The 16,069-nt window shown below is 65.3% G+C and carries 16 protein-coding genes; 3 read left to right on the forward strand and 13 right to left on the reverse strand.

The window, feature by feature from the left end; translation table 11 throughout:
* Positions 1–215: 215 nt before the first annotated feature.
* From HHA01_RS06305 to HHA01_RS06325, 5 genes are all read right to left on the reverse strand, one after another.
* The gene (locus HHA01_RS06305; protein WP_141318848.1) at positions 216–857 is read right to left on the reverse strand and encodes an NHL repeat-containing protein; all 642 of its coding nucleotides are present in this window, start codon (positions 855–857) and stop codon (positions 216–218) included.
* A gap of 35 nt (positions 858–892) precedes the next feature.
* Complete coding sequence (locus HHA01_RS06310; RefSeq protein WP_246053829.1) at positions 893–2,179, reverse strand: winged helix-turn-helix domain-containing protein; 1,287 nt, start codon at positions 2,177–2,179, stop codon at positions 893–895.
* Positions 2,180–2,232: 53 nt separating this feature from the next.
* On the reverse strand, positions 2,233–2,979 hold the full coding sequence (aqpZ, locus tag HHA01_RS06315; RefSeq protein ID WP_141318850.1) for an aquaporin Z: 747 nt from the start codon (positions 2,977–2,979) through the stop codon (positions 2,233–2,235).
* Positions 2,980–3,205: 226 nt separating this feature from the next.
* Positions 3,206–3,619, reverse strand: a complete 414-nt coding sequence (gene arfB, locus HHA01_RS06320; RefSeq protein WP_141318852.1) for an alternative ribosome rescue aminoacyl-tRNA hydrolase ArfB — start codon at positions 3,617–3,619, stop codon at positions 3,206–3,208.
* A gap of 19 nt (positions 3,620–3,638) precedes the next feature.
* Positions 3,639–3,860: a DUF3820 family protein gene (locus HHA01_RS06325; RefSeq protein WP_141318854.1), complete on the reverse strand. Its 222-nt coding sequence runs from the start codon at positions 3,858–3,860 to the stop codon at positions 3,639–3,641.
* A 140-nt stretch (positions 3,861–4,000) separates the two neighbouring features.
* On the opposite strand from HHA01_RS06325, the gene HHA01_RS06330 reads away from it, so the two are divergent.
* Together HHA01_RS06330 and HHA01_RS06335 are read left to right on the forward strand one after the other, a co-directional pair.
* Complete coding sequence (locus tag HHA01_RS06330) at positions 4,001–4,633, forward strand: SDR family oxidoreductase (RefSeq protein ID WP_141318856.1); 633 nt, start codon at positions 4,001–4,003, stop codon at positions 4,631–4,633.
* Complete coding sequence (locus tag HHA01_RS06335; RefSeq protein ID WP_246053830.1) at positions 4,630–4,995, forward strand: hypothetical protein; 366 nt, start codon at positions 4,630–4,632, stop codon at positions 4,993–4,995. The genes HHA01_RS06330 and HHA01_RS06335 overlap by 4 nt, the downstream gene beginning before the upstream one ends.
* 224 nt (positions 4,996–5,219) lie before the next feature.
* On the opposite strand, the gene HHA01_RS06340 is transcribed toward HHA01_RS06335, so the two are convergent.
* From HHA01_RS06340 to HHA01_RS06370, 7 genes are all read right to left on the reverse strand, one after another.
* Positions 5,220–6,002, reverse strand: a complete 783-nt coding sequence (locus HHA01_RS06340; protein WP_141318858.1) for a sulfite exporter TauE/SafE family protein — start codon at positions 6,000–6,002, stop codon at positions 5,220–5,222.
* A gap of 3 nt (positions 6,003–6,005) precedes the next feature.
* The gene (locus tag HHA01_RS06345; RefSeq protein WP_141318860.1) at positions 6,006–6,479 is read right to left on the reverse strand and encodes a YbaK/EbsC family protein; all 474 of its coding nucleotides are present in this window, start codon (positions 6,477–6,479) and stop codon (positions 6,006–6,008) included.
* Positions 6,480–6,562: 83 nt separating this feature from the next.
* Positions 6,563–7,339, reverse strand: coding sequence for a DUF1499 domain-containing protein (locus HHA01_RS06350; RefSeq protein WP_141318862.1), 777 nt, complete (start codon positions 7,337–7,339; stop codon positions 6,563–6,565).
* A gap of 174 nt (positions 7,340–7,513) precedes the next feature.
* Positions 7,514–10,054 (reverse strand): membrane-bound PQQ-dependent dehydrogenase, glucose/quinate/shikimate family, encoded by a 2,541-nt coding sequence (locus tag HHA01_RS06355; protein ID WP_141318864.1) that lies wholly within the window; start codon positions 10,052–10,054, stop codon positions 7,514–7,516.
* 127 nt (positions 10,055–10,181) lie between these two features.
* The gene (locus HHA01_RS06360; RefSeq protein ID WP_141318866.1) at positions 10,182–11,324 is read right to left on the reverse strand and encodes a mandelate racemase/muconate lactonizing enzyme family protein; all 1,143 of its coding nucleotides are present in this window, start codon (positions 11,322–11,324) and stop codon (positions 10,182–10,184) included.
* Positions 11,321–12,511, reverse strand: a complete 1,191-nt coding sequence (locus HHA01_RS06365; protein WP_141318868.1) for an iron-containing alcohol dehydrogenase — start codon at positions 12,509–12,511, stop codon at positions 11,321–11,323. The genes HHA01_RS06360 and HHA01_RS06365 overlap by 4 nt, the downstream gene beginning before the upstream one ends.
* 1 nt (position 12,512) lies before the next feature.
* Positions 12,513–14,039, reverse strand: a complete 1,527-nt coding sequence (locus HHA01_RS06370; RefSeq protein WP_141318870.1) for an aldehyde dehydrogenase — start codon at positions 14,037–14,039, stop codon at positions 12,513–12,515.
* 173 nt (positions 14,040–14,212) lie between these two features.
* On the opposite strand from HHA01_RS06370, the gene HHA01_RS06375 reads away from it, so the two are divergent.
* Positions 14,213–15,109, forward strand: coding sequence for a LysR substrate-binding domain-containing protein (locus HHA01_RS06375; RefSeq protein WP_141318872.1), 897 nt, complete (start codon positions 14,213–14,215; stop codon positions 15,107–15,109).
* Positions 15,110–15,119: 10 nt separating this feature from the next.
* Here the strand turns inward: HHA01_RS06375 and HHA01_RS06380 are convergent, their stop codons facing one another.
* Positions 15,120–16,022, reverse strand: coding sequence for a LysR substrate-binding domain-containing protein (locus tag HHA01_RS06380; protein WP_246053831.1), 903 nt, complete (start codon positions 16,020–16,022; stop codon positions 15,120–15,122).
* Between the last annotated feature and the right edge of the window lie 47 nt (positions 16,023–16,069).

Here is a 16,069-nt window from a genome sequence, read left to right on the forward strand (position 1 = left end):
ATGCGAGCTTTCGTTCGGGGTGTCTGTGATCGCCGGGGACCCTGTCGTTTCTTCGACTGAAGCCAGGACATCCCGAATGGGCGTCGGCGTCTGACCATGTTCCACCCAAAGCCGCAGCCTGGCGAAGATCATGCCTGGTTGGCGCGCCGTCCTACCGTGAAGCGGCATCCCGGGCCATGGTGGCTGGGGACACCATGGCCGAGGGGCGGGAAAGGTCACATATCCCGCTGCGGGCGGCGGATGGTCCTCAGCCGGCCGGTGGGTCCGCCGCCGCAGCAGAAGCGGTCGGCCCCGTCGGACTCGAGGCCCGAGACGCCCGTGTCGCCCGGCAGGTCGAGGCTCTGCTGGACCTCGCCCGTATGCGGGTCGATCCGCCGCACATCGCTTTCGCCGTTTTCCCAGGTGCCGTGCCAGAGTTCGCCGTCGACCCAGGTGACTCCGGTGACCATGCGGTTGGATTCGAGGGTGCGCAGCACCTCGCCGGTGCTGGGGTCGACCTGAATAATCTTGCGCCCATGGTGCTGCCCCACCCAGAGGGTGCCTTCGGCCCAGGCCAGTCCCGAGTCATCCTCACCGTTGGGCGAGGGGATCGTCGCGAGCACGTCCCCCGTTTCCGGGTCGATTCGCTGGATGCGTTTGCCGGCGATCTGGAACAGGTGCTGGCCATCGAAGGCCGTGCCGGCGGTTGCGGCGGCATCCACCGAACGCCCTGTGTGGCCGCTGTCCGGATCGAGGGTGGTCAGCGTCTCGCCGGTCGCCAGCCAGATGGAGCGGCCATCGAATGACACGCCATGCACGCAGTCGATGCCGGGGAAGGGGCCGTACTCGCGTATCACTTCGGCTGAATGTCGTTGCATTGTCTTCTCCTGGGTTGTCGGTTACCTGACCAAGGCTAGCCGCTCGGCAGTGGACCGGGGAGTAACAAGGTTGTCGTGAATCCGGGGATGGTGCCTGCCATCCAGCGTCGCGCCCGGCCGCGGCCATACGCCTGTACCTTACCGGTCGTCGCCAGCGCATCGAGCGAGCGCTGAGCGGTGCGTTGGCTGACTCCCAGAGCGAATGCCAGGGCCGAACTCGACCAGGCCTCGCCGTCGGCGAGCAGTGCCAGCACATCGGCATGCGGGGTATCGTCGGGAGGCACCAGCACGACGACTTCGTGAGCGTCATCGGGTACCAGCGAGAAGCCGCGGCGCGTCGCGTTCACCGAGGCCAGCGAGCGTAGCGCCGTGCGCAGCCGACCGATCTCGACCCGCAATCGCGCGCGATGCGTTTCATCGACGTAGCGCGTGCGGAAGGCGCGCTTGATAAGGGTCTCCCGCGGTACGTCGACGGGCCACGCCTCGCCCAGGATACGCACGAGCGCGAACAGCACCGGCCGCCGGGTCAGCGAGACCAGGGTGTCGGTGTGGCGCACGACATGACGACACGCATCCACCACGAAGGCCTGTGATGCCAGGAGAGCCTCGACATCCGCAAGCAGGAGCGGACGCTCGTTGCCACGCGTCATCTGGCGCGCCGCGGGGGTGTGCAGCACCCGGGTAGCGGCTTCGATCTCCGCCAGCAGGGCCGGAATGCCAGCGGCACGAGCGGCCTGCTCGGCCCTGGCGAGTGCGGCATGGACCCGGCCGGTCTTGAGACGTCCTGTCGCGACCCCCGCCAGCACGAGCTCGTGGGCGGCCCGCAAGGCAGGTGGCAGGGCAGCGGGATTGATGGCGGCGAGCATCTCGTCGGCAGCGTCGAGGCGACCGCGCAGCAGCAGGTGGCGGGCCTCGAGGTGGCGGGCATGCGAGGCATTCACGAGATCGCCGTGTGCCTCGAGGGTGGTACGGGCGTCGCCGAGGGCTGGCGCGGACCAGCCGAGATCACGCGAGACGAGCGCGATCTCGGCCTCGGCGACGACGCATCGCGCTCGGGCCACAGCCGCCCGCGAGCCGAAGGCGCGTGTGGCATCACGCAGGCGTTCCCGGGCCAGCGCGAGATCGCCGAGCTGCGCCAGGGCAATGCCTCTCAGGGCGAGGGCCGACGCGTCCTCGCGCAAGGCGATTCGGTTCAGTGCGTCGAGCGGCTCACCCTTCGCGAGCGCACGTCCCGCAGCCGCGATCAGGGCATCCATCGCAATGTCGTCATCATGGCCATTCCCGATCCTGCCACTATACCCCATGCCGCGAGGGTGGGGCATGGAGCCGGAACGTGCGAGGAAGTGGCTGGCGGAGCGGCTCGGGCAGCCCGGCGTCAGACGATGCGGCCCGGGTCCTTCTCGGTTTCGGGAGCGGCTTCTTCGGCATCTTCCTCTGCCCAGGCACCACTGATCATTCGGTACACCACGGCGCCCAGCAAGGCGCCGATCATGGGGGCGATCCAGAACAGCCACAGCTGGTCCATGGCCCAGTCTCCGACAAACATCGCCGTGCTGGTGCTGCGTGCCGGATTGATCGAGCCATTGGTGATCGGCACGCTGATCAGGTAGATCATCGTCAGGCACAGGCCGGCGGCGAAGGGCGCGACCCTCGCGGGGGCACGCTTGTCGGTGGCGCCCAGCATGACGAAGACGTAGATCATGGTCATGAGCGTCTCGGTCAGCAGGGCGGAGACGACATCGTAGCCACCCGGGGAATGCTCGCCATAACCATTGGCACCGAACCCCTGCGAGAAATCGAAGCCGGGCTTGCCGGAGGCGATGAGGTACAGCATGCCGGCGGCAATCAGGGCCCCCATGAGCTGGGAGGCGATGTAGTAGGGCAGTTCATTGCCCGGGAAGCGGCCACCCGCCCATAGGCCGACGGAAACGGCGGGATTGAGGTGGCAGCCGGAGATGTGGCCGATGGCCAATGCCATGGTCAGCATGGTCAGACCAAAGGCCAGGGCGATACCCAGGAGACCTATGCCCAGCGATGGATAACTCGCGCTGAGCACTATGCTGCCGCAACCGAACAAGACCAGACAGAGCGTGCCGAAGAACTCGGCGATATATCTTTCCATGTCCATGTCCCTCCAAGACATTGCGTCGATCAAAGCTCTCTCGACGTGGAAGAGTCTTGGGTCGCTGGGACGAACGACCAGTTTCAGTCTGAGTCGGCGGCACAGATTATGACAAAGCAACAAATGTAAAATAATGTATAATTATTATCTAATATAGAGGCGATTGAACTGCCCGGGATAGGCACCGTCACCCGGGGCGTAGGGGCCTGGCCGGGCTGTGTTGGCCTTACAACTTCACCTTGCCGCGCAACGCCTTGGTTTTGCCCTTGTTGACCTTCTTGTCGACCCGGCGGCGCTGCGAGCCCTTGGTCGGTTTGGTTGGCTTGCGGGTCTTGCGCTGCTTGACGGCGTTCTGGATCAGCTGACGCAGCCGCTCCAGGGCATCCTGCCTGTTGAGTTCCAGGGTGCGATGGTTCTGAGCCTTGATGACGACCACGCCGTCCTTGCTGATGCGCTGATCGTGCAGCGTCATCCAGCGCTCCTTGTAGAAGGCAGGGAGCGTCGAATGTGGGATGTCAAACCGCAGATGAACCGCCGACGCCACCTTGTTGACGTTCTGGCCGCCCGCGCCCTGGGCGCGAATCTGGGTGATCTCGAGCTCCTGTTCGGTCAGCTCGACCGTATTGGAAATGCGTAGCATAGGGGCCTTGAAAGTGCGCTCATGTTGGCGATGACTGTCGAAGGGGCTCGAGCAGATGGCCGAGACCATTATGATCGATTTCATGCATGAGGTGCAGCAGCCGGCCGATCTCCCCGGAGGGGAAGCCTTCCCGGGCAAACCAGTTGAGGTAGGGGCCGGGCAGGTCGGCGATGAATGTGCCCTCATACTTGCCGAACGGCATCTTCAGGGTCAGCAGTCGTTCCAGGTCCTCGGGATTCACGGGTGGGCTCCTTGCATGATGATCCTGACATCTTGCGAGAAGACGGCGGTCGAGTCACGTCGCGTCATGATCCGCCCGACCTTGAATAGTGGCCCGGTGGCCCGCACTGACGGAAGAGCATTCCCATCCAAGGAGGCAACATGACGACATTGGTAATCGGCGCCAACGGGCAGATCGGCCGCCAGTTCTGCGAGTTGGCTCAAGAGGCCGGCGAGCCCATCAAGGCCATGGTGCGTAGTGAGGAGCAGCAGGCCTGGTTCGACGAGCACGGCATCGACAGCGTGATCGGCGATCTGGAGGGCGACTTCCGCCATGCCTTCGCGGGCTGCGACCAGGTGGTCTTCACCGCCGGCTCCGGTCCGCATACCGGCCCCGACAAGACGCTGTTGATCGATCTGTACGGCGCGATCCGGTCGGCCGACCTGGCCAGCGAGCTGGGCCTGTCGCGTTATCTGATGGTCAGCGCCATGCGTGCCGAGGACCCCTTGACCGCGCCGGAGAAACTGCGCCCCTACATGGCCGCCAAGTTTGCCGCCGATGCGCATCTGCGCCACGTTAGCGTGCCGCATCTCATCCTCAAGCCGGGCCGCCTGACGGACGAGGCCGCGACCGGCAAGGTGGCCACCTCGCTCGAGGAGGCCAATGGCGAGAACGGCATTTCCCGCGCCAATGTAGCGCACGCGCTGCTGCACGTGGTTCAGACCCGCTCACTGGTGGATGTCGAGTTCACCCTGCTCGATGGCCAGCGCGCTATCAGCGAGGCGTTGACGTGACAGCATCGAGCGCATCGCAGCAGGCCACGCGAGTCCTCGCCGGACGAGTGCGCCAGGTGCTGGAACAGACGAGCGAATCCGCTCTACCGCTGACCTATCGCCAGATGACCGAGGTGCTGGGGCTGACCCCGCCGCGCACCATTCAGCGTCTGACGGATGCATTGGAAGTACTGATGCGCGACGATGTGGCCAATGGCCGGCCCATGGTGGCGGCACTAGTAATCAGTCAGCGTGGCGAGGGGTTGCCGGCCGCCGGCTTCTTCGAACTGGCCGCCGAGCTGGGGCGACTTCCCGTCGACCCGGCGCTCCAGGCCGAAGCCTATCGCGCCGAATACCAGCGTGCCCTGGCGGCTCGCGCCTGAATGCCCGCCTTAGAGGGCGTTTACAAAAGTCACGAGCGACGGCCAGACCAGGCGAAATCAGCCGACAAATCGTCAAGATTGACGATTTGGGCAGCTTTGCTGCTCGAAGAGCGAGTGACAAGGATGTCACGAGTCAGAAAGCGGAGTTTACGAGCTGGTAAATGAGCATTTTGAGGCTGATTTCAACGTCGCATGGGCGAGCGCAGTAGTTTGTAAACACCCTCTCATCCGGCGCCCACGATCAGCCCCAATATGCTGACCACAATCAGCACCCCGCCGAGTACCCGGAAGAAGACATCACCGCCGGCCGACAGCATGTAACGGTGGGCGCTTTCGCCGATCAGGTGGCCGACAAGGGCACAAGGCAGCAGCCAGAGTTGATGGATCAGTTGCAGGTCGACACCGGCGATCAGGAACGAGACCATCTTGATCGCCACCAGAATGAACCACAGCACGAACAGCGTATCGCGCAGTTGGTGTTTCGCCACGTGGCTGGCGAACACCGCGACGATCAGCGGCGCCCCGATCAAGGAGGTGCCGCTGACATAGCCACCCAGTCCCAGCAAGGTGCAGTCGACGACCTTGCCCCGGCTACGGAACGGCTTGTTGAGCAGATAGCTGGTGCCGTAGACGAGCACGATGGCGAAGATGATGATCGACATGATGTCGCCCGGCAGCGTCAAGAGCCCCACCACGCCGATCAGCTTGGGCACGATCATGACCTTCAGTGCCCGGAACAGATAGCGCCAGTCGATATTTCCATCAGCCTGCTGTTCATCGTTCGTGCCAGTGTGCGCCTGACGATGGCCGCGCCAGGCGATCCAGCTCGAGAAGATCAGCAACTGAATGGCGATGATCGGCAGGAAGACCACCGGCTCATCGAGCACCAGCAGCAGGAAGGGCAGGGACAACACTGCGCCACCGAAGCCAAGGCTCGTACGGACGAAGCCGCTCCAGGTGAAGATCAAGCCAATGAGGGCGAGCTGGTACCATTCGAGATCGGCCATGGCTCAGGCGACTTCCGGCGTCTTGCAGACATCTATCCACTCAGCACCGACGAGTTCGGCGAGCCGGCTCGGAGCCAGGCGCACGGCACTGTTGAGCGCCCCGGCGGCCGGCAGCACCTCATCATGGGCCCGCAGCGAGGCATCGCAATACACGGGCATGGGCGTGGCTAGACCGAACGGGCAGACGCCACCCACGGGATGTCCGGTCAGGGCCAGCACCGTCTCGGCATCCAGCATCTTGGCCTTGCCCTGAAAGGTGTCGCGCATCTTGCGGTTATCGAAGCGTGCATCGCCACCGGCGACGATCAGCACCTGCCGCTCGCCAATGCGGAAGGCCAGGGTCTTGGCGATCTGCCCCGGGGCCACGCCATGTGCCTCGGCCGCCTCGGCCACGGTGGCCGTGCTGGTCTCGAGTTCCAGGATCTCGATGTCGGGGGCGTGCTCGGCGAGAAAAAGACGTACGGTGTCGAGGCTCATGACCGGCTCCTTGAATCATCCCTGCCCGCGTGAGTGGTTAACAGGCTCATGATGATAGCGAATCCGGCCATGACATGCAGGTATCAGTTCGAGGCAGGTATCCGCCCCTGAATCGACTCGAGAAAGGCCTGAATGCGAGCGGCATTGGTGCCGAGGTCGCTGCGGCCTAGGCGTGACGCGGAGCGCATGTCGATGCGAACCCCCTCCGGGGTCTCGCTCAGCCGCACCACGATGTCATCCTCGAAGCCGAACCAGCGGGTGGTGGCGGTGGCCTCCAGGCGGGTTGCCGTGGCGTCGGCGATTTCCCAACCCTGCTCCCTGGCGGCGGCTTCCACGGCGCTCATGACCTGGCTGACGGAGGCATCGAGCAGCAGCGGCGCGAGCTCCGGGTAGGCGGCGCGTTGCTGGTCGGCGGTGGCTTCGCCCGGATACGCCAGCGCATTGGGCGCCTCACGCCGCGCCTCGGCCAGGGCCCTGAAGGCCGGCGGGTCGGTCATGTCGGTGGTGATGTCATGGATCGGCGGCACGCTGCGTGCCATCTGCATCTTTTGCGCGGGCAGGGCGACAGCGGCGGCCACTGCCAGGATGACCAACATGCCCACCAGTGCCGGTCGCCAGCGGCGACACAACCCAGCCACCATGAAGGCCAGCAGCCCTAATACACCAGCGCCCACGGCCAGGTGAGCGCCCTTGCGCAGCAGATTGAAGGCGTCCCCGAGCGACAGCCACTCCAGACGGTAGGCCGGCCCCGCCACGGCCATCATGATCAGCGCTACCACCAGCAGCAACACGCCCAGCCAGGCGAACATGACCGGCCAGCGACCACCGCGCGGGCGAGGCTTGAAACTCAGGGACGACATATTCAGTTCTCCTGCTCAATATCACAAGCCCCAGCATAGGCCCCCGCCCCCCGGTTTGCCGACCGCAGCAGACAAATTCATGCCCCCGCAGCACGGTGCACCAACCACAAAAAAGCCCCGGTCGAGGACCGGGGCGCGTCAAGAATGACCGTAGCGTCAGGTTAGTCTTCGGGTTCAGGATCCTTCAGGAAGCGCGTAAGCGATGACGTAATCGCCACTCGGCGTTTCCATGAAGTGGTGCCCGGTGGCCACGATGACCAGATACTGACGGCCATTGGCCTCATAGACCATCGGGTTGGCCTGTCCACCAGCGGGCAGGGCGTCCTGCCAGACGGTTTCGCCGGTCTCGATGTCGATCGCACGGATCAGGTCATCGGTGGCTGCGGCGATGAAGATCAGGCCGCCCGCCGTGACAGCGGAGCCACCGTTGTTGGGTGTGCCGATATCGATGGGCAGTCCCGAACGAATGCCCCAGGGGCCGTTGGCGCGGGCCGTGCCCAGCGGGCGGTCCCATAGCGTGTTGCCGCTGGCCAGGTCGATGGCGCGAATGTGGCCATAGGGCGGCTGTTTGCACAGCAGGCCTGTATACGGCACACGCCAGCCGGCGTTGACGTCGATGGCATAGGGCGTGCCGGCCTGTGGATCCCCGGCCCCTTCAGCGCCACCGCTGTCTTCTTCCTGCATTTCGCGAGGCACCCAACCACGCTTGTCGGCGATTTTGCGCGGTACGAGCTTGTTGTAGTTGGGCATGTCGTTGTAGTTGGCGATGATCACGCCGCGCTGTGGGTCGATGGACACACTGCCCCAGTCCGAGCCGCCGTTGTAGCCCGTGTACTGGACCCAGGGCTGGTCAGCAGTGGGCGGCGTATACATGCCTTTCCAACTGGCCTGTTGATACTGAATGCGGCAGAACAGCTGATCGAAAGGCGACATACCCCACATGTCCTTCTCGGTGATGTCAGGCTGGCGCAGGGTGGCATAGAGGGAGAACGGCTGAGTCTCGGCGCGCTGCTCCGGTTCGGCACCGCCCTGTGGCACCGGACGCTCTTCGGCGCCACCGCCCAGCAGCTCACCGGTCTCACGGTTGAAGACGTAGATATCGCCCTGCTTGGTCGGCATCACCAGTGCCGGGACTTCGCCGTCATCGGAGGGGAAGTCGACCAACGTCGGTTGAGAACCGGGATCATAATCCCAGACATCCTTGTGAGCCGTCTGGAAGCGCCACTCCGGCAGGCCGGTTTCGACGTTCAGTGCAACCATGGCGCTGGACCATTTGTTCTCGGCCGGTGTCCGCGAGCTACTCCAGTAGTCTGCCGCGGCATTAGCCATGGGCAGGTAGATCATGCCGAGCTTGTTATCACCCACGGCCGTGGTCCACATGTTCGGCGAACCCCGTGTATAGATGGCATCGCCTGTCAGCGGTTCGCTCTGGTTCGGTTTCGCGGCGTCCCAGGCCCATTCAATCTCGCCGGTCACGGCATCGAAGGCCTTGATGACGCCGGAAGGCGGATAGCGCCGCTGACCATCGAGTACCTGGTGACCCGTGATAATGCGGTCACGCACGACCACCGGCGCCGAGTTGATGGATACATAGCCACTGGGCGTCACGCCCATGTTCTTCTTGATATCGACCTGGCCATTGTCGCCGAAGCTGGTGCAGGGCTTGCCGGTTTCGGCATCGACCTGAATGAGGCGGCCATCGAGGGTGCCGGAGATGATGCGCTTGCGGCAGGCCATGTCCTGTGAGCCGGCGGCGATATCAGAAGAGGTCGGCTCTGATTCACTGTCTGCCGGGGTGCCGGCATCGACATCCTGCGTGGTAGACGTCTGTTCAGCGTTGTCCGTGGTGCTCAGGTCGTCGAGTCGATCTTCGGGCACCTCGTAGTAGGTGACCCCTCGACAGGCGGCGGTATAGGGAATCGCGTCCTTGGAAACGCTCGGGTCGAAGCGCCAGTTTTCTTCACCGGTCGCGGCGTCCAGGGAAATCACGATATTGCGAGACGTACACAGGAACACATCATCGCCGACTTTCAGTGGCGTGGTCTCGGCGCCCCAGCGATGCTCCAGCATATCGCCGGTTCGATACTGCCAGGCCACTTCAAGGTCACCGACGTTCTCCGGGGTGATCTGGTCGAGGGGGGAGAAACGCGTGGCCGCCGAATCCCGACCATAGGCTGCCCAGTCGCCTTGTGCCGGGTTATCGGCGCGCAGAGCGTCCCCCACGTCGGTGGTACGAGAGTTGCTGGCAACCTCGGGCACATCCTGGAGGTGCTGGTAACCCCGTCCCGGCAGGAAGGCCAGCGCGCCGGCCACTACCAGTCCCAGGAACAATACACCCGCGGTGGAAAAGCTGGCCTTGCTTGACGGGCCGCCTTGCAGGCCCGGCATGGCCAGCGCCACTAGAATGGCCAGGATCAATACGACATCGAGGCGAGGAATCCAGCGCCAGTAGTTGAGACCTGACTCCCAGGCGGCCCAGAGAAAGGTGCCGATAAACACCAGCGCAAATAGCCAGGCACCGGATGCCTTGCCTCGCAGCAGCTGTACGCCGGAAACCAGTGAGACCAGGCCGGCGATCAGGTAATACCATGAGCCGCCCAGTGTGGCGAGATAGAGGCCGCCGCCCGCCAGGGCCAGGCCGACCAACAAGACGAGGGCCCCGACAATTTTGGTGAAAACACCACCGGATCGAGGTGAAGAGGCATCCTTGGGCACGTAAAGCTCCTTTTAGACTTGCAAGAAACAACCTATTTGTTTCTGCACTAACTATTATTGGAAATTTGTACAAAGTGTGCAAATCACATCAACAAAATCGAGGTGGCGGTCTTCAGGCGGCTGATGCTCAGTTATAGGTCGCCCGGTCGGCCCGGGTGTCGTTCAGGCGCTGTTCCTCGAGTGTGATGCCCAGCCCCGGTTCGTCGGAGAGGGTCAGCCAGCCTGCCCCGTCGGTCATCAGCGGTGTGGCGAGCGGGAAGTCGCGTGCCTCGGGTGTCCACTCCGGCGGATCGAAAGGGAATTCGAGGTAGGGGCAGCCTGCGGGACCCACGCTGCCGGCGGTCAGGTGCAGGTTGGCGATCAGGCCGATACCGTTGCCCCAGGTATGCGGGGTGAACCACTTGCCCTGTGCGGTGACGTCCTGCGCCAGCCGTGACAGCCCCAGCATGCCGATCGAGCAGACGGCGTCGGGCTGGTAGACGTCCAGGCAGTCGCGGCGCAGCATTTCGTGGAACTCGTAGGGCTCGCGGGTCATTTCGCCGCCGGCGATCTTCAATTGGTCGCCGGTATGCGCGTTGAGCGCTGCCATGCCGGGATAGTCGCCCCGGTAGAGCGGCTCTTCCATCCACAGCACGTCATGGCGGATCAGCTCTTCGGCTACCTCACTGGCCTTGGCCAGATCCCAGGGCGCCTGCACGTCCCAGGGCATGCGCCAGCCCTGGTTGCAGTCGACCATCAGGGTGAAGGACTCGCCGAGCGTACGGCGTACCGCAGCCAGGGCCGCCAGGTCGTCTTCGATGCGAGGACGCCCGAAGCGCAGCTTCATGGCCGGAAAGCCGGCGTCGCGCACCTGCTCGGCGAGGGCTACCAGTTGCTCGAGGGGGCGGTGGGTGCCGCTGGAGGCATAGGCGCGCAGGCGATTCGAGGTGCCGCCGAGCATGCGCCAGACCGGCTCGCCGCGGATCTTGCCGACGAGGTCCCAGAGCGCGACCTCCAGCGGCCAGCAGCGGCCGGCGTGAAAACCGATGTTGTCGATCACCCCACTGTGGCGTTCCAGGTCCAGCGGATCGCGGCCGATGAACAGCGCACGAAAGTCCTCGAAGCCGTACATGACATCGCCGGAGCCGATGCCTTCGCGTCCCTCGCTGTCGGTCACTCGCACCAGGGTCGCCGGAAACAACTGACGCGGCTGGCTGTCCCAGGCCGCCGGGAAGGGCGGCTCGAGGGGTTGCTGATGGTGGCTGATGTCGATGCGTTCGATGATACTCATGCGGATTGCTCCTGGGCGATGGCAAGGCGGGCCAGGCGGTGTTCGAACACTGCCACCGTGGCTTCGGCGAGACTGCGCCAGTCGTCGCGGCCCGGCTGCCGGGCGGCGTTGTTGGCCATGGGGGCGTTCTCTTCGGCCTGCATGGTCGCGGCCAGAGCCTCGGCATCCATCTCGAGATCGGAAAAGGGTGCCAGCGCCGCGTCGAAGCGGGCGGCATCGACCAGGGTGCTGAAGCGGTCAGGCAGCTCACTGGCCGCGTCGCCACTCGCCAGGGCCGCGGCCGCCGGGGCGAAGACGGCCTCGCGTCCCGCTATCGTCCAGGCCAGGGTGGCCTCTACGCCGAGCGTCACGGCGACGCCATGCGGCAGATGATAGAGCGAGCCGAGGGCATGGCCGATGTTGTGCCCCAGGCCCGTGCCGCCGTTGTCGATGGCCTGGCCGGCGAGGCAGGCGGCAACCTGCATCTGCTGGCGTGCCTCCAGGTCGTCGGGGGTGGTCACCGCACGCGGCAGTGCCTGCCCGATCAGGCGCATCGCCTGCAGCGCGCTGGCCTCGATGAAGACGTGGCGGCCCTGGCCGCTGGTCGCCTCGAGAGCGTGCACGAAGGCGTCCAGGCCGGTGGCGGCGGTCAGCGGCGCCGGCAGGGTGCGCGTCAGTTCGGGGTCGAGTAGCACCGCATCGGGCAGCAGCTCGTCGCCCCAGGCCCACTGCTTGCGGCCGTGGTCGTCGGCGACGATCGAGGTGCGAGTGACCTCCGAGCCGGTACCCGAAGTGGTGGGGATCATCACCGCAGGCGCGCGACTCGCCCAGGGGGTGCGGGCGAGCAGGTAATCGGCCATGGTGCCGGGGCTCGTCGCCAGGGCGGCGACCAGCTTGGCGATGTCCAGCGCCGTGCCGCCGCCCAGCCCGATCACCAGCGGGGAAGCGAGCTGGCGGGCGGCCTCGGCGCCGGCGTCGACCGTGGCCAGGGTCGGCTCGCCGGCGGGCGCGATGTAGCGCCTTACCGGCAGCGTATCGTCCAGCAGCGAGACCAGCCGATCGACCAGGTCGGTGGCGTCGATGCCGGCATCGGTGACGATCAGGGCGCTGCTGGCGCCATGGGCCTGGCACAGTTCGGGCAGCCGCGACAGCATGCCGGCGCCGGCTATCAGAGGCACCTGTCGGCCGGTGGTGAAGTTCATCGACATGTCAGTCATCCAGCTCGATCCAGGTGGTCTTGAGTTCGGTGTATTTGTCGAAGGCGTGCAGCGACTTGTCGCGGCCCTGGCCGGATTGCTTGAAGCCGCCGAAGGGGGCGTTGATGGAGGTGTGGTCGTAGCAGTTGACCCAGACGGTGCCGGCGCGCAGCGCACGGGCAGCGCGATGACCGTCGTTGAGGCGGTTGGTCCAGATCGCCGCGCCGAGGCCGTAGTCGGTGTCGTTGGCGACTTCGAGTGCCTCGTCGAGACCATCGACCGGGATCACTACCAGCACGGGCCCGAAGATTTCCTCGCGGGCGATGCGCATGTCATTGGTGACATCGTCGAAGATCGCCGGCGTGATGAAGTCGCCGCCGCTGCCCCGGCGCACGCGCTCGCCGCCGAACAGCAGACGGGCGCCCTCGTCGCGGCCTAGTTGGAGATAGTCCATGACCTTTTGGGCATGCTCGGGCTCGATCATCGCGCCCATCTGGGTGTCGGGGTCGAGGGGATCGCCGGGCTGGAGCCTGTCGGCCCACTGGCGCACCCGGGCCAGCAGGTCGTCCTTGATGCTGCGATCAACGATCAGCCGGGTACCGGCGTGGCAGGTTTCGCCCTGGTTGTACCAGACGCCGTAGGCGACATACATGGCGATGCGGTCGAGGTCGTCGACGTCGCGGGTGACGATGTGCGGGCTCTTGCCGCCGCATTCCAGGCCGATGCGCTTCATGTTGGAGTGTGCGGAATACTCCAGGAACTTCTTGCCGATCTCGGTGGAGCCGGTGAAGCCGATGGCGTCGATGTCGGGATGAAGCCCCAGCGCCTGGCCTGCCTCGTGGCCCAGGCCGGTGATCACCTGCAGGGCGCCGGCGGGGATGCCGGCGTGCCGCGCCAGTTCGGCGACACGCAGGGTGGCCAGCGTCGACTGCTCGGCGGGCTTGAGGATCACCGAGTTACCGGCGCCGAGAGCCGGGCCGAGCTTCCAGCCGGCGATGATCAGCGGATAATTCCAGGGCACCACCGCGGCGACCACGCCGACCGGTTCGCGATCGATCAGGCACACGCTGGAGGCGCCATTGGGCGCAGTCTCGCCGTACAGCTTGTCGAGCGCCTCGGCGTACCAGCGCAGCCCGCCTACCAGCCCGGGCACATCCACGCTGGTGGTCTGGCCGATCGGCTTGCCGGTCTCCAGGGTCTCGAGCAGGGCGATCTCGTCGGCGTGGGCGGTGATGGCATCGGCCCAGGCGAGCATGCATGCCTTGCGCTCGGCCGGTGGCAGGTCGCGCCATTCAGCGTCTTCGAAGGTGCGGCGCGCGACCGTCACGGCCCGCTCGACATCGGCGGCGTCGCAGGCCGCCACCTCGACCAGAGGCTCTCCGATGGCCGGGTTGCGGGCGGTGAAGGTGCGGCCGGAGGCAGCGTCCTGGCACTCGCCGCCCAGGTAGGCCTGGCGGGGCAGCGGCAGCCGTGTGGCCAGCTCACGCCAGCCTGCCAGGTCGCGTGTGCGGGGCGTCAGTATCGTGGTGTCGTCGGCCATGATGAGCGGTTCCAGAGCTGAAGAATGGATTTCGATGGCCAGTCTGGGCAGCGTTGGATAGGGCGACAAACGAGGATTTGGTACCTTTGTCATGAGTAAAACGCATGGCATGCCGTTTCACCCTGCGTGGTGGGGTGTCATATCCCGATCAAAACGCATGAGAACCGTTGCCCATGAGTCGTCATCTGCCACCACTCAATGCCCTCAAGGCCTTCGAGGCTGCCGCGCAGTGCCAGAACTTCACCCAGGCGGCGCAACGCTTGCACGTGACCCAGAGTGCGATCAGCCGCCAGGTGAGGCATCTGGAAGAGCAGCTCGGCGTGATTCTGTTCGAGCGCCGGCCCGGACAGTTGCGACTGACCGAGGCGGGGCGGCGCCTGCTGCCGGCGCTGAGTACCTCCTTCGACCGTATTGCCCTGACGGTGCGTGACCTGGCCTCGCCGACGGATCTCACCCGCCTGCGCCTCAATGTGCCGCCGACCCTGGCCAGTCGCTGGCTGGTACCGCGTCTGGAAGACCTGCGCCGACGCTATCCGTCCCTGTCGCTGACCCTGACGACACGCGAGGCGGATGACCTGACCGCCGACAGCACTCTGGATGCCGCCATTCGCTTCGGTGACGGCGACTGGTCCGATGTCGAACCGCATTTCCTGATGCAGGAAACCCATATCGCGGTCTGTTCACCGCGCCTGCTGCGTGGTGGTCAACCGTTGGATCTGCGCGAACAGACACTGCTGCATGTGATGCGCACTGCCGAGGATCGATTTCCGACCTGGCAGCACTGGCTGGATGCGGCGGGTATCGAAGGCGTCGATACCGAGGAGGGGCTGGAATTCGACCTGCTGGACCTGGCGATCCGCGCTGCCCTGGAGGGGCTGGGCATCACCATCGCCGACCGTGCCATGGTCGCCCGGGAACTCGCCAAGGGGGCGCTGGTTCAGCCGCTGGCGGCGTCGATGCCGGGCCATCAATCCTATTGGTTCGTCACTCGACCGGGGCAGGGCGAGGCGCCGATGCTGACACTGCTACGTGATTGGCTGCAGGGCGCCGTGTCCAGCGACGGCCACTAATGCGGGGCGGTCAGGATGTCACGCCAGCGGCCTCCGCCATCACGTCGTGCAGCTGGTTGACGAAGGTCTGAAAGGCCGGATGCGTCAGGCTGGGCGAGCGATGGATCTCCAGCTCGGCAGCGGGCAGGGGCGGCAACCCCTCCTGTTCCCCGAGGACCCGCCAGTGCGCGGGTATCGAGCGCAGCTCGCAGGGCGTTAGCGCCCGGGCGCGGTCGATGATGACGCGCAGGCCACTGGGGCTCTGGCTGGTGGAGTCGACCTGCCAGGCCAGGCCGCGCTCGGTCAGGGCCTGCAGGGCGCGCCGCCGATAGATGCACTGTTCGGGAAACACCGCGAGCGGCAGCGGGTGTTGCAGATCGAGATGGAAGTCGCGATGCGCGGCCCAGACCACGCTTTCCTCGCCCACCACCTCGCCGCCACTGCCGGCGGCATGGCGTACCGCCAGTACCAGATCCAGTGAGCCGTCATCGAGCTGTTCGAGCAGTTCGGTGGACATGCGGCAGTGGATATGCACTCGCACTTCCGGGTGCGCCGCCGAAAATCGCTCGAGCAGGGCGGGCAGCCAGGTATCGGCATAGTCCTCGGGAATCCCGAAACGCAGGGTGATCGGCTCGCTCGACACGCTCAGGGCTCCCAGTGCCTCGCGCTGCAGCTGCAACAAGCGGCGCGCATAGACCAGGAAGGTCTGGCCGTCCGCCGTCAATGCCAGGTGTCGGCTGGTGCGATTCAGCAGCCGGGTACCCAGGCGCTCCTCCAGGGTGCTGACCCGCAGGCTGATGGTCGACTGTGTCTTGTGCAGATAGCGCGCGGCCGCCGTGAAGCCGCCGCTGTCGGCCACCGTGACGAAAGCCAGCAGCAGATCGCTGTCGAGGGCCGGCAGGCGCGATCGATCGGAATCGCCGATTGAATCCATCGGAATGACTCGTTTTTCGAATGGCTGTGGAGCGTCCAGCATAAGCC

Origin of the sequence: Halomonas halmophila, from assembly GCF_006540005.1 — a bacterium.
In the GTDB taxonomy this organism is placed as follows: Bacteria; Pseudomonadota; Gammaproteobacteria; order Pseudomonadales; family Halomonadaceae; genus Halomonas; species Halomonas halmophila.